The following is a 23,191-nucleotide window of genomic DNA, read 5'->3' on the forward strand; positions in this document are numbered from 1 at the left end:
CGTTGCTGCGTTATTTTCATAGTGAGTTATCAATTATAATGGAGTATACCACAACCGGTTTATAAATTCAGCTTTGCCTTGCGAAAATCGGCGTATATCCCCAAAACCGGGATATGTTGCCATTGCGAAAAAATGATATTTTTTACCAAGAGAGGGATGTGCGCTCAGTTGAAATATTGGAAAGCCTATTTTACGTTTGTCCGGCCTTATACGAAATGGATTATCTTGACTTTGTTCATCGGCATACTGAAGTTCGGCATTCCGTCGCTGCTTCCGCTCGTGCAAAAGTACGTGGTGGACGATATTTTACTGAACGGGAGCATGGCGGCCGGGCAAAAGCTGTCGCAGTTGATGATCGTGCTCGGAATCACGTTGTTTTTGTTTGTCATCGTTCGCGGACCGGTGGAATATGCACGGCAGTATTTTGCCCAGTTTATTACGGCGCGGATTTTGTTTGATCTGCGGAACCGGCTGTACGGGCATCTGCAAAGGCTGTCGCTGCGGTATTATCAGAACACGAAGGTGGGGGAAATCATTTCCCGCTTCATCAACGACGCGGAGCAGACGAAAAACATCGTTGAAGTCGGGATGATGAATGTCTGGCTGGACACGTTTACGCTCGTGTTCGTGTTGGGATTTATGTTTTATTTGAACCCGCTGCTGGCGCTGGTGTCGATCGCGATTTTTCCGCTGTACGCCATCGCGGTCAAGGTGCTGTACAAGCGGCTGAAAAAGCTGACCAAAGACCGGTCCGCGGCTCTGGCGGGTATTCAGGCTTATTTGCATGAGCGCATTCAGGGAATCTCGGTCATCCGCAGCTTTGCGCTGGAGCGGCACGACCGCAAGAAGTTCGAAGGGATCAACGGCAAGTATTTGCAAAAAGCGATGGCCCACAGCCGTTGGAACGCTTGGACGTTCGCCATCATCAACACGATGACCGACATCGCGCCGCTGCTTGTGATCGGATACGGCGGTTATCAGGTGATTCAGGGGCATTTGACGCTGGGCACGTTTGTGGCCTTTTTCGGCTATCTGGACCGTTTGTATGCCCCGCTGAAGCGGCTGATCAATTCGTCGACGACGCTGACGCAGGCCTCCGCCTCGTGGGAACGGGTGCTAGAGCTGCTGGAGGAGCCTTACGACATGACCGATGAGCCGGACGCGGCGGCGCTGCCCCGGGGCAGCCACGGCTTGGCGTTCCAAAACGTTTGGTTTAGGTACCAGGAGCAGGGGCAGTGGGTGCTGAAGGATATTTCGTTTGCCGCGGCGCCCGGGCAAACGGTGGCGTTCGTCGGCATGAGCGGCGGCGGGAAATCGTCGCTGGTAGGTTTGATTCCCCGTTTCTACGATATTCAGAAAGGGGAGGTGATCGTCGGGGGACGGGATGTCCGGCAGTGGACGATGGAAAGCTTGCGCCGCGGGATCGGGATGGTGCTGCAGGACAATTTCCTGTTTAGCGGCAGCGTGCGCGACAACATCCTGTTCGGCCGCCCGGACGCTGATGAGGAGGCGGTAATCGCTGCGGCGAAAGCGGCCAATGCGCATGATTTTATCATGCAGCTGTCAAGCGGCTACGACACCGAGGTCGGGGAGCGCGGCGTGAAGCTGTCCGGCGGCCAGAAGCAGCGGATCGCCATCGCCCGCGTGTTCTTGAAGGACCCGCCGATCCTCATCCTCGACGAGGCGACGTCCGCGCTCGATCTGGAGTCAGAGCACCTGATCCAACAGTCGCTGCTGCAGCTTGCGCACAGCCGCACGACGCTGATCGTCGCGCACCGCCTGTCCACGATCACCCATGCCGACCAAATCATCGTCATGAAGGACGGCGAAATCGCCGAACGCGGCACGCACGATGAGCTGATGGCCAAACCGGACGGTGTGTACGCGCAGTTGTACAATATCCAGAATTTAAACCCGGTGGAGGTTGGATCATGACTGGCTCTGCCTTGACCGTCGGCGGTTAGCTCCCAATAAAAAGAGGTTGTTCCGGTTCACAGCGTTCCGGGAACAACCTCTTTTGTATTGTGCGGGTTTTCGTTACAGCTTCCCGATCACCAGCGACAAAATCCCGGCGGCGATCAGCGGGCCGACAGGGACGCCGCGGAAAAACGCAACGCCGAGCACCGTGCCGATGAGCAGCCCCGCGACGACGGTCGGCTGACTGCCCATGAGCGCCGCTCCGCGGCCGCCAAGCCAGGCGACAAGCATACCGACGCCGATGGCGAGCAACGATTTCCAGTTGAGAAAAGATCCCCACAGCGTCTGAATCGAGATTTTCCCGCTGGCGACAGGGCTCATGACCCCAATGGTTAAAATAATAATGCCGATCGTCAGCCCGTATTTGTCCAGCCAGGGGAACGTGCTGTTCAAATGCAGCACGCGCAGCAGCAGGAGGACGATCATCGCCACCGTAATCGGCATATTGCTGCTGAAGATCCCCAGCGCGGCCAGAAACAAAAGCAGCAGCGCAGTCAGATCGATTTGATTCATGGTGCTTCGCACCTCCTTATATGGACAAATCCGAGCTTGGCCTTGCGCCTTTTTGGCGCGTTACTTTTCAGCGGAACGGGTGGCTAAAATATGCTCCGCGATCAGCTTGCCGTGGCCGCGTCCGGTTTCGATAAACACCTCGTTGGCGTTGCGTCCGGAGGCGATGACCCCCGCGACGTACAACCCCGGCACGTTCGACTCCATCGTTTCCGGATCAAACACCGGCTTCTCCATATCGCCGGCCATTTCTACCCCGGCACCAAACAGCAGCTTGCGGTCTGGACGGAATCCGGTCAACGCCAGCACGAAATCGTTGGGCAGCGCCGTTTTTTCGCCGCTATCGTTCGCTTCGACGACAACGTGATCCGGATGGATTTCAATCACCCGGGAGTTTAGCCGCAGGTCAACCTTGCCCTTGTTTACCAGGCTCTCGAAGATTGGGCGCACCCATGGCTTAATATTGCCGGACAGATCGTCTCCCCGATAGACGACGGTGACCTCGGCGTTCACGCGAACGAGCTCCAGCGCCGCGTCCACGGCTGAGTTGCTGCCGCCGATAATCGTCACTTTCGTCCCGGTATACGGATGGGCCTCCTGGAAATAGTGGGACACTTTATCGGTATTTTCTCCCGGAATGCCCAAAATATTGGGGTGATCGAAATACCCCGTCGAAATGATCACATTCCGTGCCGCGTACTCCGCGTGTTCTCCGCCGCGCTTGACGGAGCGCACGATAAACGTGCCGTCCGGCTGCCGCTGTACTGCCGTGGCTTCCTCATAGGCCGATACCGGAACATTGTAGAAGTCGCTCACTTTTCTGTAATATGCCAGCGCTTCATGGCGGAAAGGTTTGTCATTGGGGGAAGCAAACGGCACATCCCCGATTTCCAGCAGCTCGGCCGTACTGAAAAATTGCATATGGGTTGGGTAAGAGTAGATGGAATGGACTAAGCAGTGTTTTTCGAGAACAAGCACATGCAGTCCGCGCCGCTGGCATTCGATCGCTGCCGACAGTCCGCATGGCCCCGCTCCGATGATGATGACATCCTGCATGGGTTCCTCCTATGTTTGTTGGTTTCTTTGGTTTTCAAAAAAGAATTTTCAAAACAATACCATCCTACAGCAAATACCAATGAATAGCCAGACATTCGCGGTTTTTTGGTGAAATCAAGCCATGTTGTGTCCATTGGGTGACAATTGAAGCGCGGCTGTCTCAAAACACAAAATTTGGAGTAAACTAATATTGTAAGCGCTTGCCATAAATTTGAAAGATTTAGGGAGGTGCCGTACATGCTGTCGTGGTTCAAAAGAAAACAAAAGCCAACTCGTGTCGGAGCCCCGGATACCGTTTCGGTTTCGCTTGATGAGGTGAGGCAGGCCGTATTGCGTTTTGAGGCCGACATGCCCGAAGGTGTAAACCGGTTATCGCTGCTAATGCCTGACGGAAGTCTGGAATTGAAGCGATTGTCGCGTTATTTGGGCGGTATTACGAATCAACGATTTTTTCTGTCCAGGGAAACCTATGAGATTTTTGATGAAACCGACCGCCTGATTCCCTATTACTTGGACATGGTTCAGCCTGCGGTGGACAATTACATGGATGAGCAGGGGAAACTTCCGGTATTGGAACAGTCCCGCGAGTTCCAAGTGGATTACCGGCTGTTAATGCGGGAGCATTACCTTAAGGAAATGCCGCCGTTTCCGCTGTATGTTACGGAGCAGGAAATGCTGCTTACCCATCGTCCCAGACGCATCATGTGAGCCTGGAGCGCAGGGCCCGATCAGGGCCTTGCGCTCTTTTCATTTGACAGCCTGTTTTACAATAGAGAGAGAATATGTTGGGAGAGAGGGAACTTGAATTGCAGCTAGAAGCAGTGTTGTTTGACTTGGATAATACGCTGATGGATCGGGACCATACGTTTCGCCGGTTTGCGGAACAGTTGGCGCGGGAATGCCTGTTGCCTGCTTTGGAAGAGGAACGAAATAAGCTGATCGAGTATATGATTGAAAGGGATGCCGATGGATACCGGCCGAAGGAGGGCTTCTTCCGGGAGATGATCGAACATTTGCCGTGGAAAAAGCGGCCCGACCTGGAAGAGCTTAAGGCTTATTATGACCGTCATTATATGACTCACGCCAAGGCGATGGATCACGCGGTGGAGACATTGGAAGCCTGCCGTTCGCGGGGCCTGAGTTTAGGCATCATCACCAACGGCGTCAGCCATTTGCAGCACGGAAAAATCGATTTGCTCCACTTGCGGTCGTATTTTGACACGATCGTCGTATCCGGGGACGTGGATATCCGCAAGCCGGATTCGCAAATTTACCGGCTGGCTTTGGAGCGGCTTGGCGTTCCCCCGGAAAAGGCGGTGATCGTCGGTGACCATCCTCGCAACGATATTTGGGGAGCGGCGCAGGTCGGGATTCGCGGGATTTGGCTGCAGCGCAAACATGCCTGGGACGAGGAGTTGGCCGGCGGGGAACCTTGGCGTTCCGTTCATGGGTTGGATGAAATTCTCCCTCTACTGGATTGACAAAGCCTGCGCGATCCAATATGATGAATACAAAATCTTGAAGGAGGCTGGTAATTATGAAAAAAGTCCATGTGTCTACGCTTTATGTTCATGAAACTTTTGACGTAAGTACGGCCTTCTTGGCGGAACAGCATTTGCGCTAGCCTTTTGTTAATGTACGAGAGGTAGCTATAAGGTGCAAAGATTACCCAGCCGCGGGACCGTATTGTCGTCCCGTGGCTTTTTGCTGCGGTCGCCAGCAAATTTCACTGGGCGGCCGGGAGTAACTTCGCAGGGAACAGTGCCCTAATTCCGATTGCATGAGCGTATATGCGCGGAATTGGGGGCGGCTTTCCTGCAGTTTCCAAAGCAGGCGCGGGGCGATAAGCCTCGCGTCTTTTTGCGCTGTTTTAGCTTGATGCTGGTCCGCCAAGAGACCGTAAAAAATCAAACCGAAAAAACCAATTAGGAGGAATACCCATTTGAATTTGATCAACTTAGGATGGAATCAAAAGCGGGAAACCGCTTTAAGCCAGCTGGGCCTTGAGCAGGTCTGGGCAGGCAGGGTCGTGGCCGACCACGGACGCAAATACCGTGTGGCTACGGAGCGGGGCGAAGGCTGGGCGGAAATGTCCGGGCGCCTGCAGTATGAGCTTGGCGAGCGCAGTGAATTTCCGGCGGTAGGCGACTTTGTGGCGCTCCGTTTTCTGGCGGATGACAGCCAGGATGCGGTGATACACGGCCTGCTTCCACGGACCAGCCGGATCTCCCGGCGCGCCGCCGGTTCGGTGCCTAGCGAGCAAATCGTCGCGTCCAATGTCGATCTATTGTTTGTGGTCGCCGCACTGAATCTGGATTTCAATCTGCGGCGCTTGGAGCGCTACTTGATTATGGCCTGGAACAGCGGGGCGTCTCCGGTGATCGTCCTGAGCAAAGCGGATTTATGCCCTGATCCGGAGCGCTACGTCAGCGAAACGGAAGCGATCGCGCCCGGGGTGCCAATTATCGTTGTCAGCGCCATGGAAAACCAGGGACGCGAGCAGGTGGATGCGCTGCTGAAACCGGGTGTGACGGTCGCCTTGACTGGCTCGTCCGGCGCCGGGAAATCGACCATTCTCAACTGGATGGCCGGGGAGGAGATGCAGCGGACCCAGGATATTCGCGAGGATGACAGCCGCGGCCGGCATACGACGACGCACCGGGAGCTGTTCGTGCTGCCCCAGGGCGCGGTCATGATCGATACGCCGGGGATGCGTGAGTTGCAGCTGTGGGACGATGACGGCGGCTGGTCGGAAGCGTTCAGCGACATTGAGGAATTGGTCAAGGCGTGCCGCTTCAGCGATTGCCGGCATCAGAAGGAGGCCGGATGCGCGGTCCGGGAAGCGCTGCGCAGCGGGCAGCTCGAACGCAAACGGCTGGACAATTACCTGAAAACGCAGCGGGAGCTTAAGTTTCAGGCGGCCAAGGAGCAAAGCCGGCAGCGCGCCGCCAAAGCCGGGACCGGTAAAGGCGGCGCTCCCCGCGGCAAGGGAGAGCAGCGCCGGCGGTTTGCGCAGGAATGGGAGTAGTCGGGACCTGACTTATGGGCGTGACTGTTTTCAAGGCCGCAATTCGGGAACTTGAACATGCTAAGAAACCTTTGCGTTGAAGGAACTGAATGCCACTCCCGCCACATTGCGATATAAGGAAGACGGGAAATGCCACGAAATGCAAAAGCCGAAAGTGCAGGCGAATTTCGTCGAAATTCCCCGAAGTGGGCAGCTTAACTGCAAAAGTGCATTTCAATCGCTCTAAAATGGTGATTGGCGGAAAATTGGATGCACTTTTGCAGTTGATCCCATCGAGCCTCCATCTTCCCGCAAAAAACGAACAACTGCTGGATCTGATCTGTGAAGATGCTGCCAAACGAATTAAAGTATTCTTTTTTTGGGGTGGGCGGCAGATCAACACTCACTGTCCGGACGCTTTGAACGATTATCCCGTTTGATCAGGGTAGCAGAGAAACAGACGAGCTCGGGAGAAGAAAATATTTGGTGGAGAAGCAGATCGGTTCGAGATAATTTAGCCGGGCCTAGGAGAAGGAATCAGGTTTAGGGGAGGTGAAACAGACCGGACAAGAGATTAAGACAAAGAGATCAAGGCAGGAGATCAAGGACAAGACGCGAGGGAAACGAAATGACCGTAATTTTGCTGTAGCCTGAACCCTTCCCTCTGCAGCAATGCCCGCACTGTTCATGCTAATTCACACCCATCAAGTTGATCCCCATCAAGCAAATGATTCACATCAAACTCCCCCCACCGTTCTAGCATCTCGATCAGGCCGCAGCCGCAAGGGGCTGGTTCGGTTGGCGCGCGATCAGCCGGCGGTAAGGGATCGTCGGAATCGCCACACACATCTGCAGCAACTTCTGCCGCATCGTTTCTTTCGCTCCGGGCAGGTGCAGCTGGCGGCGTCCGGTGTACTCGTTAAGATATGCCTGCAGATGCTTCAGTCCCAAGGCTATATATGTACTCTTCAGCGATTCCCACGCCTCTCTCACCACTTTCCGCAAAGGCGCATACAGACGAAAGGCTAGAGGGAACGACTGTACAGACGATGTACGGACATCTACATGCCCGTTGATGAACGCGGCGAGTTCGTGACGGTTTGCCCTTTGTCCGTCTCCTCTTTTATGCGGCACCAGGCGGATTTTGACCTGCTCCGGCTCGCCCGATTCCTTGACCGTGCATCCCGCTATGACCGCCGAGGCATACGGATGTGAAAACTGACACCGGGACGGATTACACCCATACAGATCGCTGTTCACCTTCACGTCTCCGCAGAGCAGCTCCCGGGCATCTAATTCCCCGACGGCATGGCGTATTTTGTGCAGCATCAACCAGGCGGTTTTGTAGGTGACCCGGGTCACCTGGCTCAGTCGCATCTTCGAGATGCCGCCCTCAAGCAGGAATAAATCCAGGGCCTCGAACCACTTGAGCAGGGGCAAATGCGTTCGTTCAAAAATCGTACCGACCAAAGCCGACGTTTGATGCTTGCACTTTCCGCACTCGAACAAGGGGATATGCCTGGAGGTCAGATGGCTGCACCGGGTGTGAGCGCAGCGCGGGCAGACAAAGCCGTTCGGCCACTTCATCGAGATTAGCGCCTCCATGCAGGCCTGCTCGCTGTTATAACGGTTGCTGAATGATTGAAGTTCCGTTCCCGCATTGACCTCCATATTCGCTCGCCCCCGAATCAAGAATTTACGAACGTGCGTTCCGTTTACTTTATTATACCAAACATACGTTCCCTTAACAAGCTGAAAATCTCACCTGAACCGCCTTGTTTTTTCCTTCTCTCTTTTTTGGGAACCCTTGCCTAGCCCCACCCCCCTGCTCTCTGAACGAAAGGGATAATCGTGCAAAGGCAAGCAGCAGGCAGGGACACCAAGGCACCAAGGCACCAAGGCACCAAGGCACCAAAACCAAGACAGCAAGACACGAACTCTTAGACAGCCCCCGCACCTGGCGTCGATTTGTGACACTGCTCGAGGGCGGCTACGGTGCAAAAGGTAGATGCGCTGACCTCGGCGAATCGTGACGCTCTCTTCATCGTTGACGCTTCCATGCTTCCATGTTTGAGCGGAATCGCAGCAAAGCGGTCGAGTTGTTTGCCCGTTTAGAGATCATGCCACCGGCACGTTTTACAAGGGATCTCCTATGCTCTTGATTAACGAAGCAGCCCAAAAAGCCGGGAAGACACTGTCCGCCTCTGATTCAACGTCAACTCCGGCAATGGATTGCTGCTTTACCCAGCTAAATCGAGGCTTGTCTGCCGATTTTTTGCTGCATAAAGGTGAGTTTGTAACTTCTTACTCCGTTTTGGCTTGCAGCGGCAGCCATTTCAGCACGTCTTGGATCTTGGCGTCCCAGTAGCCCCACTCATGTTCGCCGGGGCCTTCCTCATAGGTCAACGGGATCTCCAGCCGGACGCAGGCTTCGCGGAAAGTCCGGTTATCCGCGTACAGAAAATCTTCCGTTCCGCAGCACTGGTACAGCCGAGGCACCGGCTTACCGTCTTTGCCGGTCTGCTCGAGCAGCGCCAGCAGGTCGTTTTCGCTGTTTTGCGGACCGGCATCCCCAAAGATGCGGCGCAGCAGCGGGAAGTTCGCGTCGTTCAAGCGGAATCTTGCATTGATGTCCAAAGCCCCGGATAAGCTGGCTGCCGCGGCAAACATCTCGGGTTTTCGCAAGGCCAGCTTAAAAGCTCCATATCCGCCCATTGACAGGCCGGCGACAAATGTGTCTTCCCGGCGTCCGGACAGCGGGAAGAACGAACGGCAGAGCCGCGGTAGCTCCTCGCTGACGAACGTCCAGTACCGGTTGCCTTCGGCCATATCGGTGTAGAAGCTCAAATCGACCTGGGGCATGACGACGGCGAGCCCCATGCCCGATACATAACGTTCGATCGACGTCCGGCGCAGCCAGATGGAGTCGTCATCGGACATACCGTGCAGCAGGTAGAGGGTCGGATAAGGCCCGGCAACTCCTTTGGCGGACATTCCGATTTGCGACTCAGCGGGCTCCGGCAAAATCACGGTCATCGACGTGCTGAGCCCTAACACTCCGGAAAAAAAGCGGCATTGAAACAGTGCCATTTTACATGCTCCTTTGCTTATGCCATTCAGAAAAACGCCGTACCGCCTTGCGTAAGCGTTTTCCCGAAAGCACGATTGGAATGAAACCACAAAAAGGCCAACCCTCGTCTGCCTTTTATGGCTTTAGTCCAATTATAACGCCCGTCCGGGATAATTTCTCTATCTTTCAAAATTTCTGGTTTAAATCGTGCTACAATATGAAGGACGGGTTAATTCCAGGGTATCAAGATGACAACGCTGGGGGTGGGAAGATGAAATTCCCCTGGAAAAGAAATCTGTACGTGCTGTGGATCGGGGTGTTTTTTTGCAGCACCGCTTATTCCATGGTCATTCCGTTCATGTCTTTGTTTATCGCGCATGATCTCGGAGTGACGACGAATTTGACCCTTTGGTCGGGCTTTGCGTTCGGCATTACGTTTTTGGCTGGAGCTTTGATATCCCCTTACTGGGGATCGCTGTCGGACAAATACGGACGTAAGCCGATGCTGCTGCGCTCGGGATTTTCCTTGTGCGCCGTATATATACTTAACTCATTGGTTCAGGATCCGTACCAGCTCATTGCGGTGCGTATTTTATCCGGGCTATTAGCCGGTTATGTGCCGTCGGCGATCGCTCTGGTGGCGACGAATACGCCGGAGAAGCAGGTGGGCTACTCGCTGGGAATCATGTCAACGGCGGGGGCGGCGGGGGGCATTATCGGACCGCTCGTCGGAGGATCACTCAGCAGGTTTATCGGTTACCGCGAATGCTTTCTGGTTGCGGGAGCGGTGGTACTATTCTCCGCATTGATTGCTTTGATTTTTGTTAAGGAAGAGAACTTCGACCGCAACCGCGAACGCTCCCATGTGCTAGACGACTTAAAGGAAGCTTCGGCGAACCGTCCGTTTATGGGCCATCTGCTCGTCGTGATGCTCGTCACGGCTTCAGTCATGGTGCTGGAGCCGCTGCTTTCGCTTTATGTGCTCGATCTTGGCGCCTCGGCGTCCGACGCCTCCTTCAGTTCGGGCATTATTTTCTCGGCGGTGGGCATCGCGACCGTGATCGCAGCGCCGATTTGGGGCAAAATCGGCGGGCGCATCGGCTACAAGAGTACATTGATGATCGGCCTGATTGGCGGTGGTCTGGGCAATATTCTGCAGGTTCTTTTCCACAATCAGGTTGGCTTCGGGGCGCTTCGTTTCGTGTACGGCCTGTTTTTTGCCGCCGTGTTCCCGGCTTTGAACGCACTGATCGTTGAGGTGACGAAGCCGGAGTTCCGGGGCCGGGCCTTCAGCCTGAACCAATCGGCTAGCCAGCTTGGCAATATGGTCGGGCCGATCGCAGGGGGCGCCCTTGGCGGCTGGATTTCCATTCCGCTCGTCTTTGTGATGAACGGCGCGCTGTTGGCGATAACCGCAGTGACGCTGCTCCTAAAGCCGCTGCTCCACAGCAGACATGCCGACAAAAGCCCCGGTTCGGCCGCAGGCAGATCCGGTTAAGAGAAAGAGGCTCCTCCCGTTAGCGAATGAGCTAATGAGGAGGAGCCTCTTTTTGAGATGTTTCTGCTAGATTAATAGAGAGAAAGCGCAAGCGTATCGAATTCGCTTTTGCTGTGAAGGATCGCTTCGGAACCTTCGATTTCGATGCTGATCAATGAGCTCAAGCATTTTTTCAAGGCCTGTTTGCCGTTATAAAATTTGTACTCGAGCGCGCTGGTCAGCAGTTTTAATGTACGCTGTACAGGCTGCTTGCTGTCAACGTTAAAGTAAACGGGAACGAGATTGTTTTGGAAGTTAATGAGAATTCTCATCGTAATCACCTCAATACAGTGGTTTCATAGTACAATATTAAAGTAAGAAACTTAAAAAAACATTAAGAAAACATTATAATTCGATTAATGTTTGATGACAAAAATCACTGGAGAGGGACGGAAGTCTCTCTTTTTTGCGTCTATCTTAAATACGCTTTCAGAATTAAAAAAGTTTCATATCTCCTAAAAAATATGCTTCATGCCCTATTTTTATGGGTATATTGTAATAGAATGGGAAAAATTTCCGAGCACTGCAAAAATAATTAGTGTTATGATTACACCAAAGGAACGAAAATGAAGCTTTGATCCTAATGAGGAGGTGGACAGATGTTGGTCTCAAGTGCCGTGCGGAAAGGCACGGTGAAGCTGGATGCATACTCCTGGTTTCACTTGACGAAGACTTTAGGACCAGGAGATTTGTTTGAAGCGGACCATCCTTTTTTTAAATATTTGCATAGAGGGCTGCGCAAAAACGACAACTCTACGCCGCTTAGCGAAAATTTGCCAAGCTTGCCCCTGCACGTATCGACCTGTCTGACTGCTGCATTCCTGGCGGGTAAAGGCTGCTGGCTAAATTTTCGGGCCGGGACGAAGGCGTATGAACAATATTTATATATGGCCGGAAAACAAATGGTTAAGGTGGAGCGGCTTCACGAGGAATCGCCGCGTTTGCTGTTGGAAAGCTCCGGCGGCATGCAACAGTGGTGCGAGGACCTGACATTGAAGATGAAATGGAATTCGCACACGCCGCATGTTGAGCTCCCCGCGTTAATGATGTCCAGAAGCCGGTTTGGAGAGATCATCAGCCAAATGGAGAAGCTGGACCTGGAGAAGCTGACCAGAACACTTACCGCGCTGACGAATGACGAAGAAGGGAGCATTGCGCTGGCCCGCTGCCTGAAAGCTCCCGCGGCGCAGGGAGAACTGCGTTTTTACGTTAAATCAGGGGGCAGCTGGGACCTGCAAACGGTGCATTTTCTGAACAATGATCATATCAACTGGCTGATCCGCTTCAGCACCAAACCTGAAGAAGACTGGCTGATCGCCACGCCGACCCCGCGCAGTCAATTTCAGGACATGCTGCATATGTGGTTTCGTCAGCCGCCGGAAGCCCGTGCGGAGACCCGTGTGCAGTCCCTGGCGGAATCGCGAATGCAAATGCTGTAAATATCGGACCGTCTTGGCAAGGCGGCTTGATCAGATGAGGTCAAACGGGAAATCCCGGATGGCCTCTTTTTGTTGTTTTGAAACGGGCGGGGTTGATTTTTTATAACTAAGTGTATATAGTGTATATATACATTGTTTACAAAGTATACAACAAAGGAAAGATGAACGATGGATATTTTGCTATCCCACTCCTCGGGCGAGCCGATATACTTGCAAATCGTCCGGCAAATCCGGGAAAGCATCCTGCAGGGGAAGCTTCCCCCAGGTACGGCGCTGCCGTCCATTCGCCAGTTGGCCAAAGATTTGCAGATCAGCGTCATTACGACGAAAAGGGCTTATAACGAGCTGGAGCAGGAGGGGCTCATCGATTCCATGGTGGGGAAAGGTTCCTTTGTTTCCGGCGGCAATCAGGAATTTATCCGTGAACAGCGGCTGAGAGCGCTTGAGGCCAAGCTGCGGGAGGTCTTGGAGGAATGCCGCAGCATTCCGGTGGGCATGGAGGAATTGATCGAATGGATCAAGCTTTTGGACAGTGAAGGAGGACCAAAGAAATGAACGGGATTCAAGTTAAAGGATTATCGAAACGGTACGGAAGTTTTGCGTTAACGGACGTGAGCTTTGGGGTGCCGAAGGGATACATTACCGGGCTGATCGGTCCCAACGGAGCCGGAAAAAGCACGGTGATTAAAGCGATTATGGGCATGGTGCTGCCGGAGCGGGGCGAAATTTCGGTGCTCGGAGAAACGGCGGGTTCGGAACATGCCGGGTATAAGAAGCATATCGGTTATATTTCGGACGAAAACATCTTTTATGATTATTTGACGATGGAGCAAATGAAGCGGATCGTTGCCCCGTTTTATCCCGGCTGGGACGAGGCGGTATTCGACCAGTATATGGAGCGGTTCGAACTGCCCAAACGGAAGAAGATCAAGGATTGCTCCAAAGGGATGAAAATGAAATACGCAATCGCGCTCGCTTTGTCGCATCATCCGTCCCTGCTCATTATGGATGAGCCGACGGCGGGGCTTGACCCCGTTTTCCGGCGCGAGCTGCTGGACCTTCTTGCGGAGTATATCATGGGCGGGGAGAACACGGTTTTGTTCTCTACGCATTTAACGACCGATCTCGACCGGGTGGCGGACTACGTGACCTTTTTGAATCGCGGGAGCCTGGTATTTTCCGACACAAAGGATGACGTGCTCGATCGGTATGTGCTTGTCAAAGGCGGCTGCGACTTGCTGGATGCCGATGTGCGCCAAGCTTTGATCGGCGTGCGGGAGACGGGAGTTGGCTTCGAAGGCTTGGCGCCGGACCGTGAGCAAGCCCGCGAGCTGTTTGGCGGCGAAGTGCTGTATGATCGGCCGACACTGGAAGAGATCATTTATTTTACGGTGAAGGGTGGAAAAGTAAATGTCTAACATCGTTCGGCTGCTGCACAAGGATCTGTTGCTGATGAAACGTTATGCCGGAGTGTTGGCGGTTTATGCCATCGTGTTCTCCGGATTCATTCAATCGAACAACTCGTTTTTGTACGGGATGCTGCCGGGGATGGTGCTGATTTTGACGCTTAGCGCCGACATGCAGTTGCCGGTCCAGCAGTTTCTCGTCAACTTGCCGGTGCGCCGCAGTCTGCTCGTTTTGTCCAAATATGCCTCCGCGTTCTTTTTTATGCTGGCGGCGTTCCTCTTGAGCGTTTTGCTGGATAAAGGAGCGGCGGTGCTGCAGGGAGTTCCCGTTAACTGGGAGCCCGCATATATGCTCGGCGTGTTTTCGGTCCAGATTTTGGTCATGTCCGTTTATATTCCACTTTATTTTTGGCTTGGTCCGAAAGGGGCTCAATTTTTGAATATCGCCATGATGCTCTTCTTTTTTGGAGGCAGCTTCGCCGTATACAGCGTGTTGGGAAGCGAGCGTGCTATGGCGCTGATCGCCCGGTTCGGGGAGCACCCATATGCTTCCGGCTTGATGGGCATCTGCTTGGCGGTACTTGCCGTGTTCGTTTCCTTCAAGATATCATGCCTGATTTTCGCAAAACGGGACCTGTAAAAAGAAATCATCGTGACTAAATCACACCCCTAGATGGGCAATCTGGAAAGAGGCAGAAAAATGACTTTTTGAACTACCTCTAACAAACAGGAGTGTGAGTAAGATAATGACAGGACATCAAGCAACCCAGCGCGGGCGTTTTGAAGGAAAAACGGCGATCGTAACCGGAGCCGGTTCCGGGATCGGCAAAGCGGCGGCTGTCAAGCTGGCTACCGAAGGTGCGAAGGTAGCGCTGTTCGATCTGCTGGATGAACGGACACAGCAGGCGGAACAGGAAATCAACGGCCTCTATGCCGGGGAGGCCCGGGCCTTCGATGTGGACGTCGCCGATCCGGTGAGGATGGAGAAGGCGGTCCGTGAGGCGGCCGAGCATATGGGGGGGATCGATATCGTCTTCGCAAACGCCGGCATCAACGGGAGACTGGCCCCGGTGGAGGATTTTAGCTTTGAAGAATGGGAAAAGACGATTAGCGTCAACTTGAACGGCACGTTTTTGACGGTAAAAAACGCGGTCCCGTATTTGAAGCAGCGCGGCGGCGGAAGCATTATTATCACCAGTTCCATTAACGGCAACTATACCTTCTCCGGCTTTGGGATGTCGGCGTACAGCACCACCAAGGCCGGGCAGGTCGCTTTTGCCAAAATGCTCGCCTTGGAGCTTGCCAAGTTCAAAATCCGCGTGAACGCGATTTGTCCGGGAGCGATCGCCACAAATATCGACGCTTCCACGAAAAAAAGCAAGGACCTGCAGGAGATTGTCATCCCGGTCAAATATCCGGAAGGCTCACAGCCGTTATCAAACGGGCCGGGGCAGCCGGAAAACGTCGCCGACCTGGTCGCTTTTTTGGCCTCCGACGAAGCGATTCACATCACCGGCGCCCAAATCGTCATCGACGGCGCGGAATCGCTGCTGTAGCAAGTACAGGAAACTATTTGGGTATTGCGGAACTTTGCGGCGATAGAGTGACAGAAGCCATTAGGCGTGAAGGAGGAGATGAAATGCTGTCTTGGCTCGCTGAGCAAAAAATAACCGAAGCGATGAAGCGTGGGGAATTCGATGATTTGCCCGGAAATGGGCGGCCGCTCCAAATTGATGATTTATCATCCGTTCCGGAAGATCTGCGAATGGCGTACAAATTGTTGAAAAACGCCGGTTGCGTTCCGGAGGAATTGAATTTGCACGGCGAATGTTTGCGGTTGGCCGACCTGATCGCGGCCTGTCAGGACGAGGAGGAGAAGCGGGAACTGAAAAAGAAGCTGTCTGAGCAGCAGCTGCGGTTAAACATGCTGGCGGAACAGCGGGGGCTGACTCATAGTCCGGCGTTCCGCCAGTATGAAGACGCGATCCGCCAGCAGCTGGAGTAGGCTACTCCTCGGCTGAAGGCAGGACCCCCAGGCCGGGTGTGCCGCCGGTCCTGCTTTGCTTCAAGGCAGGGGTTACGGCAGCAGCTGGCGCACCATCGCTTCCGTTAGAATAAACGGCTCGCGGGCGATGTTGTCCAGCCGGAACTCGCGGATCAACTCGCTCGCGGCGGCCGGTTCCGGCCGATCGGTCAGGCCGCTGACGAACGCCAGCCAGCCGATAACGGTCTCCGGCCGCGTACCCGCCTGGCGCAGCGCGCCGATGCCGAGGTCGCCGTGCCGCTTGGCCAGCCGCCGCCCGTCCTCGCCGAGGATGAGCGGGGCGTGGGCAAATGCGGGCGGCGACCATCCGAGCGCGGCGTACAAGTGGAGCTGGCGGGGCGTGGAGTCCAGCAAGTCGTCGCCGCGCAGCACGTCGGTGATGCCCATCAGGGCATCGTCGACGGTGACGGCGAGCTGGTACGAGAACAGCCCGTCCGCCCGCCGCACCACGAAGTCGCCGCCGCTGCCCGGCGGGAACGGCTGCGGCCCGGCGATGCCGTCCACGAAGGCGGCGCTTTCGCCGCCCAGGGCGAAACGAAGCGATGGCGATTTCGCCATCGCCTTAATCCGGCGTTCCGCCGCGGTTAAATGGCGGCACATCCCGGGGTACGGCGCGCCTTCCGAGCTTAACCCGTGCGGCGCTCCGGCCACGGCCAGCAGCTCCGCGCGGCTGCAATAACACGGGTACAGGCGGCCGTCTTGTTCCAGCTTGGCCAAAGCTTCCTCGTACATCGCGATCCTGCGGCTTTGCCAATACGGTCCGCACGGTCCGTCCTCACCGGGCCCCTCGTCCCAATCGAGGCCAAGCCAGCGGAGATCGGCGATAATCCGCTCAGTGATTTCCGGTTTTGAGCGTTGGATGTCGATATCTTCGATCCGCAGCACAAAAGCGCCGCCCGCCGCTCGCATCTGGAGCCAGGATAAAAGCGCGATTTTGGCGTTGCCCAGATGCATATCGCCGGAAGGCGTCGGCGCAAACCGTCCGCGTCTCATGGTGATCACTTCCCTTATGATGTGGTGCATGATGAATCAACGTTTTTGGACCAAATAGTGCTTGTGGCAACCCTTAGAATTGTTTCATGATTAGAAACATTTGTTGCAACAGTTCGGTCTTCACTCATAATCGTTCCTGGGGAGCTTCTTCCGGAAGCTCGGGGATACCGATTTTTTCGATTTCAATTTTCCGTATCCGGCTTTCTTCCCGCTCCAGCACCGTAAAACAGAAATCGCCGTGCGTGAGCTGCGTGCCTTCCTCGATATCTATGTTTTGCCCATAAACCCATCCGCCGATCGTATCGGCTTCCTCTTCCTCCAGATCGGTCAACAGCAGGTCGTTAATCAGCGAGACGGAAACTTTGCCGTCCACAATGAGATGATTCGCCGCAACTTCGGTAATTTCCTGCTCCTCCTCGGCATCGAATTCGTCGCGGATGTCGCCGACGATTTCCTCCAAAATGTCCTCGATCGTCACCATCCCGGACGTACCGCCATACTCGTCGATCAAAATTGCGATGTGGGAGCGTTCCTTCTGCATTTTTTTCAGCAGCTTTGATAGCGGAATATTTTCCGAAACTGTCATCACGGGCCGAACAAGTGAATCCAGCGACACCCGAAACGTTTCGTCATCGGACAAAAACAGTGTCTTGGTGTTAATCATTCCGATAATGTCGTCCTTGTTTTCCCGGACCACGGGGTAGCGGGTATACTGCTCTTCCTTAATGATCTACAGGTTTTCTTCTAGCGATCTGCCTGCGTGCAGGCAAACCATGTCGGTCCGCGGCACCATGATGTCCTTGGCGAGCTTATCGTTGAACGCAATTATCCGGCTCAAGAAACTATATTCGCTTGTGTTGATTTGTCCGCTTTCCAGGCTTTGGCTGAGCAGGGCCCGCAGTTCTTCCATGCTGTGCGCTTCGTTCCATTCCGCGGGCGGTTTAAGGCCAAGCAAGGAAACGATCCAGCGGGAAGAACGGTTAAGCAGCCAAATAAAAGGATGCAGCAACGTAGTGAACCAGAGAAGCGGCCGGGATGCGGCCAGGGCGAACAATTCCCCTCTCTGGGCGGCAAGCACCTGCGGCACCAGACCGCCAAGCACAACATGCAAATACGTGATGAAAATAAAAGCGATCAAAAAGGAAAAAAACGATTCCACCGGTTCGGACAAGCCGATATATAAAAACAGCGGCCGCAGCAGCTGGCGAACGGCGGGCTGTCCCAGCCAGCCGAGCGTTAAGGAGATCGCCGTGATGGCGAGCTGGCAGGACGACAGTGCCTGATCTGAGCGAACGGCCAGTTTTTTTAATGCGTCGGCGTTTTTACGGCCTTGCCGCAGCAGCGTATCCACCCGTCCGGGGCGAAGCGCGCGCAGCGAATATTCGGCAACCACGAACAAAGCGGTGAACGCAATTAGTGCAAAGATAACAGCAAGTTTGATCAGATCGGTTCCGTACACACTCATCTTTTTCGAAAACTCCTTTGGAAAGATGTTGCTCTATTAAGGTTGTTCAAAAAAGGCGGTTTTGATCACAGCTAAGGGGAATGTGGTAAAATCGATACGAATAGTGACTTGAGGAGAGAACGATGAAGAAGCTGCCTGAACCTAAACCGATGCCTATAGATGAAGCAATTCCCGCGTTAAAAGACAGCCTGCGCACCGCAGGCGCCGCCGTCCTGCTGGCCGAACCCGGGGCGGGGAAAACGACGCGCGCGCCGCTGGCTTTGTTAAGCGAGCCGTGGATGGAAGGCCAAAACATCATTTTGCTGGAACCGCGCCGTCTCGCGGCCCGTTCCGCCGCCGTGTATATGGCCGCGCAGCTCAGCGAACGGGCCGGTGAAACGGTGGGTTACCGGATGCGCGGGGAGAGCCGCGTGTCGCCCAAAACGCGGATTACCGTTGTGACGGAGGGAATATTGACCCGGCTGCTGCAGCAGGATCCGGCGCTGCTGGGGACGGGGCTTATCATTTTTGACGAATTTCATGAGCGGAGTCTGCACGCCGATTTGGGGCTGGCGCTGGCGCTGCAGAGCCGCGAGCTGCTGCGTGACGATTTGCGGCTGTTGATCATGTCGGCGACGCTGGATGCGGAACCGGTCGCCCGGCTGTTGGGGAATGCGCCGGTTGTTCAAAGCCGCGGCCGCATGTATCCGGTGGAGACGGTTTACCTGTCGCTGGCGCCGGCAGCGAAAGAGCAGCTTGAATCCGTGGTGGAGCGGGCGGTACGCCGCGCGTTGGCGGCGCATGACGGCAGCTTGCTCGTGTTTTTGCCCGGCGCCCGGGAGATCCGCCGCGTCGAATCGCTGCTTGCGGGATCGCCGCTGCCTGCGGGCGTGCTGCTCACACCGCTCTACGGGGCGCTGCCGCAGGAGGCGCAGCGGCGGGCGATCGAGCCGGCGCCGGCGGGCCAGCGCAAGGTGGTGCTGGCCACGTCGATCGCCGAGTCGAGCTTAACCGTGGACGGCGTGACGGTTGTCATCGACAGCGGCCTTCGGCGCACCAGCTTGTTCTCCCCGCGGACCGGGATGAACCGCCTGGTGACGGTCCGGGCCGCCCGCGACTCCGCCGATCAGCGGCGGGGCCGCGCCGGGCGAACCGCGCCCGGCGTATGCTACCGCCTCTGGAGCGAGGCGGAAGACCGCGCGCTGCCAACGCGCACGCCGCCGGAGATCCTCGAGGCGGATCTGGCGCCGCTCGCGCTGGAGCTGGCGGCGTGGGGCGCCGGCTCGCCGGACGAGCTGGCCTGGCTTGACGCGCCGCCGGCCGCGCCTTACGCCAGCGCCGGCTTGCTCCTGCAGCAGCTCGGAGCGCTGGATGCCGCCGGCCGCATCACCGGGCACGGCCGGCAAATGGCCGCGCTTGGGCTGCACCCGCGGCTGGCGCATATGCTGCTGCGGGCGCGCGAGCTTGGCCTGGCCGAGCCGGCCTGCTCCTTGGCCGCGCTGCTTGAAGAGCGCGACCTGCTGAAAGGCGCGGCCGGCCGGGACGGCGACCTGCGCCGCCGGCTCGCGCTGGTGCTGGACGCGGCCAAGGGCGCGCGCGGCGCCAGTTCGGCGCAGGAGGCGGCGGACCCGGCCGCCCTGCAGCGCATCCTGCAGCTCGGCCGCCAATGGGAGGCGCGGCTGCTGGAGCTGGATCAGCCTGCCAACGGCGCTGCCGCTGAAGGCTTGGCCGCGCCGCCGGCCGCCCAGACGCCGGCTCCCGGGCCGCTGCCGCCCCAAGCTCTGCCTGCCCAAGCTCTGCCTGCCCAAGCTCCGTCTGCTCAAGCGCCTCCGGCCCAACCTCGCGCCGAGCTTGGCCTACAGCAGCCGGACCGGTATTGCGGCCTGCTGGTCTCCTTCGCTTATCCGGACCGCATCGCCATACGCCGCCCGGACGGGCGGTATTTGCTGCGCAGCGGGCGCGGGGCCGTGTTGCCGGTAAAAGAGTCCCTTGGGGTGGCGGCTTTTCTGGCCATAGCCGATGTGGACGACGAAGGAGCGGAAGGACGGATTCTGTTGGCCGCCCCCTTGGAGGAGGAGGATCTGCGCCAATACTACCGGGAAGAGATTTTAGAAGAGCGAACCGCAAGCTGGGATGATGCTTCCGGTACGGTCCGCGCTAGAATCCGTCAAAAGTTCGGAGCGATCGTACTCGCGGAACGGCCCGATCCCGAGCCAAACCCCGAGCAGTTGGCCGGGGCGCTGCTCACGGCAGTGGCGGACAAGGGCGTAAACATTCTGCCCTGGAACGACAAAGCGCGGAAACTGCAGGTAAGGCTTGCTTTTTTGCACCACATAGACGACCGTTGGCCGGACGTATCGGATGACACGCTGGCCGCTACGGCGGAGGACTGGCTTGCTCCTTATTTGTCCGGCGTTCGCAAACGCGCGGATTTGCAGGCTATCTCACTGTACAGCATCCTGGAAAACCGGCTCACTTGGGAACAGCGCCAGGAATTAAACGCCGAAGCCCCTACGCATTTACCGGTACCCAGCGGTTCGAAAATCCAGATTCATTACGAAAACCCGCAGGCGCCTTATGCCGCGGTCCGCTTGCAGGAGGTGTTTGGCTTCATGGAGACGCCGCGCCTCGGATACGGACGGGTCCCGCTGACTTTGCATCTGTTGTCCCCGGCGGGCAGACCGGTGCAAATCACTTCCGACCTCCGCAGTTTTTGGGAGACCACTTACTTTGAGGTCAAAAAAGATTTGAAAGGCCGGTATCCCAAACACTATTGGCCCGATGATCCCCTGCAGGCTACCCCGACACGCAAGGTTCGGCCCGATGGCCACCGATAAGCCCAAAGCTCACATGTTGTGAAACGCTTTCATTTTTCTATTGACGAGTTCCAGATTATGGATTAAGATATGCACATAACCGCAAACCGATCCTAAATGACGTGTTACCGTTGGACAGCAATGGGCATGAGTCAAGGGAAGAAGTCCTACTCCTATCTTGATAGGCTTCTTTTCTTGGCTTTTTTTATTTCACCCATCATAGCAACAAACGCCGGCGAAGCGGCCAGCAGCTTGGAAACGTACACCGGACCTGTTCAGGCAGGCGGCAGCGCCATTTTAAAGGCGGTTTTAAAAACATAATTTTATAAAGTGAAAGGATGATTGTTCAATGCTAGCTTTTCTTCAGAAAATCGGGAAGTCGTTGATGCTTCCGGTAGCAACATTACCAGCAGCATCAATCCTGAATCGCTTCGGCAACATTGACTACATCAAAGAATTTCATTTTGGGGAGAATGTAGGGGGTTTTTTTAATACTTATATTGCCCCGTTTTTGAATGCGGGCGGTGGTACAATATTTGATAACCTCCCGCTGATTTTCGCAGTCGGGGTTGCAATTGGATTAGCTGGAGACGCCGTAGCCGCTTTGTCAGCGGTCATTGGGCAATTAATCTTACTTAAGTTGCTCGCCATTGTACCAGGAATATTCCCTGGCTTGATGCAAGCAGGAGCAGATACTAAATTGGACATGGGTGTTCTCGGCGGTATCTTCGTAGGTTGCATTTCAGCATACCTGTATAATAAATACCATAAAATCAAGCTTCCAGATTGGCTTGGCTTCTTCGGTGGCAAACGTTTCGTACCTATGGCTACAGCTTTTGCTATGATTTTCGTTGGTTTAATTTGTGCTTTGATTTGGGGTCCGGTTCAAAGTGTTCTGGATACATTTGGAAACTGGGTTACGAGTCTCGGCGGAAAGGGGTCCGCCATTCATATTATTGCTAACCGTCTCCTCGTACCGTTTGGACTGCATCATATTATCAACACCATTGTATGGTTCCAAATCGGTGATTTTACCAACGCTGCAGGCAATGTCATTCATGGCGACTTGCATCGCTTCTTCGCTGGCGACAAATCAGCAGGTATGTTTATGACAGGTTTCTTCCCGGTTATGATGTTCGGTCTTCCAGCAGCAGCATTTGCTATTATTCACACAGCTAAACCAGAAAAACGTAAAATGGTTGCGTCTATCTTTTTGGGTGCTGCTCTTTCCTCTTTCTTGACGGGTATTACTGAACCATTAGAGTTCTCTTTTATGTTCGTTGCGCCTGTACTTTATGGTGTCCATGTCGTCTTGTCCGGTATCTCAGCATTTGTAACTTATGCGCTTGGTATGAAACTTGGTTTCGGATTCTCAGCGGGTTTTATCGACTATGCGATCAATTATGGACTCTCTACAAAACCACTGTTGCTGATTCCGATAGGGCTTGTCTTCTTCGTAGTTTACTATCTGCTGTTCCGCGTGATCATTCAAGTGTTCAACCTTAAAACTCCCGGACGTTCAGATGATCCTAACGAATTCGAAATGGAAACGGGAGAAGGAGGAAGCCCGGATAACGCCGGTAAAACCCCGGCGGGAACGGACAGCAGAGCCGCAAAAATACTCACGCAAATCGGCGGGCCGGACAATATCGAGTCCGTGGATGCGTGCATTACCCGCCTTCGCCTCGTCGTCAAGGACGAAAAAAGAGTCAACGATGCCGGATTGAAACAGCTTGGGGCATCGGGGGTCATGAGACTCGGCAAAGGCGCGGTCCAGGTCGTATTCGGGCCGCAATCCGAAGCGATCAAGGACGAGATCAAGAAAATGCTGTAGGGTAATGCACGTTTCAAGCAGCAGGGCGGAGGTGAGAGTCCGCCCTGCTGCTTATTTG

23 protein-coding genes and 1 pseudogene are annotated in these 23,191 nt (G+C 55.1%); 16 read left to right on the plus strand and 8 right to left on the minus strand.

Going from position 1 to position 23,191, the window contains the following annotated elements; all coding sequences use genetic code 11:
* Positions 1–168: 168 nt before the first annotated feature.
* Positions 169–1,935, plus strand: a complete 1,767-nt coding sequence (locus tag ACLD72_RS23515; protein WP_411001642.1) for an ABC transporter ATP-binding protein — start codon at positions 169–171, stop codon at positions 1,933–1,935.
* A gap of 102 nt (positions 1,936–2,037) precedes the next feature.
* Here ACLD72_RS23515 and ACLD72_RS23520 read toward each other — a convergent pair whose 3' ends face one another.
* Positions 2,038–2,490, minus strand: a complete 453-nt coding sequence (locus ACLD72_RS23520) for a DUF441 domain-containing protein (protein WP_251587997.1) — start codon at positions 2,488–2,490, stop codon at positions 2,038–2,040.
* A gap of 60 nt (positions 2,491–2,550) precedes the next feature.
* The gene (locus tag ACLD72_RS23525; protein ID WP_411001641.1) at positions 2,551–3,543 is read right to left on the minus strand and encodes a YpdA family putative bacillithiol disulfide reductase; all 993 of its coding nucleotides are present in this window, start codon (positions 3,541–3,543) and stop codon (positions 2,551–2,553) included.
* A gap of 237 nt (positions 3,544–3,780) precedes the next feature.
* Here ACLD72_RS23525 and ACLD72_RS23530 point away from each other — a divergent pair, with 237 nt between their 5' ends.
* From ACLD72_RS23530 to ACLD72_RS23545, 4 genes are all read left to right on the plus strand, one after another.
* Entirely contained in the window at positions 3,781–4,251 is a 471-nt protein-coding gene (locus ACLD72_RS23530) for a DUF3939 domain-containing protein (protein WP_411001640.1), read from the plus strand.
* Positions 4,252–4,349: 98 nt separating this feature from the next.
* Positions 4,350–5,024: an HAD family hydrolase gene (locus ACLD72_RS23535; protein WP_411001639.1), complete on the plus strand. Its 675-nt coding sequence runs from the start codon at positions 4,350–4,352 to the stop codon at positions 5,022–5,024.
* 461 nt (positions 5,025–5,485) lie between these two features.
* A complete protein-coding gene (gene rsgA / locus ACLD72_RS23540; protein WP_411001638.1) occupies positions 5,486–6,571 on the plus strand; it encodes a ribosome small subunit-dependent GTPase A in 1,086 nt (361 codons plus the stop codon).
* 185 nt (positions 6,572–6,756) lie between these two features.
* Positions 6,757–6,990 (plus strand): hypothetical protein, encoded by a 234-nt coding sequence (locus ACLD72_RS23545; protein WP_411001637.1) that lies wholly within the window; start codon positions 6,757–6,759, stop codon positions 6,988–6,990.
* 328 nt (positions 6,991–7,318) lie between these two features.
* On the opposite strand, the gene ACLD72_RS23550 is transcribed toward ACLD72_RS23545, so the two are convergent.
* Positions 7,319–8,221: a transposase gene (locus ACLD72_RS23550; protein WP_458476176.1), complete on the minus strand. Its 903-nt coding sequence runs from the start codon at positions 8,219–8,221 to the stop codon at positions 7,319–7,321.
* A gap of 287 nt (positions 8,222–8,508) precedes the next feature.
* Between ACLD72_RS23550 and ACLD72_RS23555 the strand changes: the two are divergent.
* A pseudogene (locus ACLD72_RS23555) lies at positions 8,509–8,708 on the plus strand (IS4 family transposase); the annotation flags it as partial.
* Positions 8,709–8,854: 146 nt separating this feature from the next.
* Here the strand turns inward: ACLD72_RS23555 and ACLD72_RS23560 are convergent.
* A complete protein-coding gene (locus ACLD72_RS23560) occupies positions 8,855–9,640 on the minus strand; it encodes an alpha/beta hydrolase (protein ID WP_411003821.1) in 786 nt (261 codons plus the stop codon).
* 251 nt (positions 9,641–9,891) lie between these two features.
* Here ACLD72_RS23560 and ACLD72_RS23565 point away from each other — a divergent pair, with 251 nt between their 5' ends.
* Positions 9,892–11,118, plus strand: a complete 1,227-nt coding sequence (locus ACLD72_RS23565; RefSeq protein WP_411003820.1) for an MFS transporter — start codon at positions 9,892–9,894, stop codon at positions 11,116–11,118.
* A 71-nt stretch (positions 11,119–11,189) separates the two neighbouring features.
* On the opposite strand, the gene ACLD72_RS23570 is transcribed toward ACLD72_RS23565, so the two are convergent.
* A complete protein-coding gene (locus ACLD72_RS23570) occupies positions 11,190–11,429 on the minus strand; it encodes a hypothetical protein (protein ID WP_128633269.1) in 240 nt (79 codons plus the stop codon).
* Between the two features lie 327 nt (positions 11,430–11,756).
* Between ACLD72_RS23570 and ACLD72_RS23575 the strand changes: the two genes are divergently transcribed.
* The 6 genes from ACLD72_RS23575 to ACLD72_RS23600 all read left to right on the plus strand — a co-directional run bounded on the left by ACLD72_RS23575 (position 11,757) and on the right by ACLD72_RS23600 (position 16,007).
* Positions 11,757–12,596: a hypothetical protein gene (locus tag ACLD72_RS23575; protein WP_411003819.1), complete on the plus strand. Its 840-nt coding sequence runs from the start codon at positions 11,757–11,759 to the stop codon at positions 12,594–12,596.
* Between the two features lie 168 nt (positions 12,597–12,764).
* Positions 12,765–13,151, plus strand: a complete 387-nt coding sequence (locus ACLD72_RS23580; RefSeq protein ID WP_251587973.1) for a GntR family transcriptional regulator — start codon at positions 12,765–12,767, stop codon at positions 13,149–13,151.
* Positions 13,148–14,014 carry an ABC transporter ATP-binding protein gene (locus ACLD72_RS23585; RefSeq protein ID WP_411003818.1) on the plus strand — a complete coding sequence of 289 codons (867 nt, stop codon included), beginning with the start codon at positions 13,148–13,150 and terminating at the stop codon, positions 14,012–14,014. The genes ACLD72_RS23580 and ACLD72_RS23585 overlap by 4 nt, the downstream gene beginning before the upstream one ends.
* Positions 14,007–14,642, plus strand: a complete 636-nt coding sequence (locus ACLD72_RS23590) for an ABC-2 transporter permease (RefSeq protein ID WP_411003817.1) — start codon at positions 14,007–14,009, stop codon at positions 14,640–14,642. The genes ACLD72_RS23585 and ACLD72_RS23590 overlap by 8 nt, the downstream gene beginning before the upstream one ends.
* A gap of 106 nt (positions 14,643–14,748) precedes the next feature.
* Positions 14,749–15,558 (plus strand): SDR family oxidoreductase, encoded by an 810-nt coding sequence (locus tag ACLD72_RS23595; RefSeq protein WP_411003816.1) that lies wholly within the window; start codon positions 14,749–14,751, stop codon positions 15,556–15,558.
* A gap of 83 nt (positions 15,559–15,641) precedes the next feature.
* Positions 15,642–16,007, plus strand: a complete 366-nt coding sequence (locus ACLD72_RS23600; protein WP_411003815.1) for a DUF1992 domain-containing protein — start codon at positions 15,642–15,644, stop codon at positions 16,005–16,007.
* A 72-nt stretch (positions 16,008–16,079) separates the two neighbouring features.
* Here the strand turns inward: ACLD72_RS23600 and gluQRS are convergent, their stop codons facing one another.
* The 3 genes from gluQRS to ACLD72_RS23615 form a co-directional block, all read right to left on the minus strand.
* Positions 16,080–17,039, minus strand: coding sequence for a tRNA glutamyl-Q(34) synthetase GluQRS (gene gluQRS, locus ACLD72_RS23605; protein WP_458476177.1), 960 nt, complete (start codon positions 17,037–17,039; stop codon positions 16,080–16,082).
* Positions 17,040–17,163: 124 nt separating this feature from the next.
* Positions 17,164–17,703: a transporter associated domain-containing protein gene (locus ACLD72_RS23610; RefSeq protein WP_411003813.1), complete on the minus strand. Its 540-nt coding sequence runs from the start codon at positions 17,701–17,703 to the stop codon at positions 17,164–17,166.
* A gap of 66 nt (positions 17,704–17,769) precedes the next feature.
* Entirely contained in the window at positions 17,770–18,504 is a 735-nt protein-coding gene (locus ACLD72_RS23615) for a hemolysin family protein (RefSeq protein ID WP_411003812.1), read from the minus strand.
* Positions 18,505–18,626: 122 nt separating this feature from the next.
* Here ACLD72_RS23615 and hrpB point away from each other — a divergent pair, with 122 nt between their 5' ends.
* The 3 genes from hrpB (at position 18,627) to nagE (ending at position 23,133) form a co-directional block, all read left to right on the plus strand.
* Positions 18,627–21,320, plus strand: a complete 2,694-nt coding sequence (gene hrpB / locus ACLD72_RS23620) for an ATP-dependent helicase HrpB (RefSeq protein WP_411003811.1) — start codon at positions 18,627–18,629, stop codon at positions 21,318–21,320.
* A gap of 126 nt (positions 21,321–21,446) precedes the next feature.
* On the plus strand, positions 21,447–21,620 hold the full coding sequence (locus ACLD72_RS23625) for a hypothetical protein (protein WP_411003810.1): 174 nt from the start codon (positions 21,447–21,449) through the stop codon (positions 21,618–21,620).
* 28 nt (positions 21,621–21,648) lie between these two features.
* A complete protein-coding gene (gene nagE, locus ACLD72_RS23630) occupies positions 21,649–23,133 on the plus strand; it encodes an N-acetylglucosamine-specific PTS transporter subunit IIBC (protein ID WP_411003809.1) in 1,485 nt (494 codons plus the stop codon).
* Positions 23,134–23,191 lie beyond the last annotated feature (58 nt).

The organism is Paenibacillus lacisediminis (genome assembly GCF_046567315.2).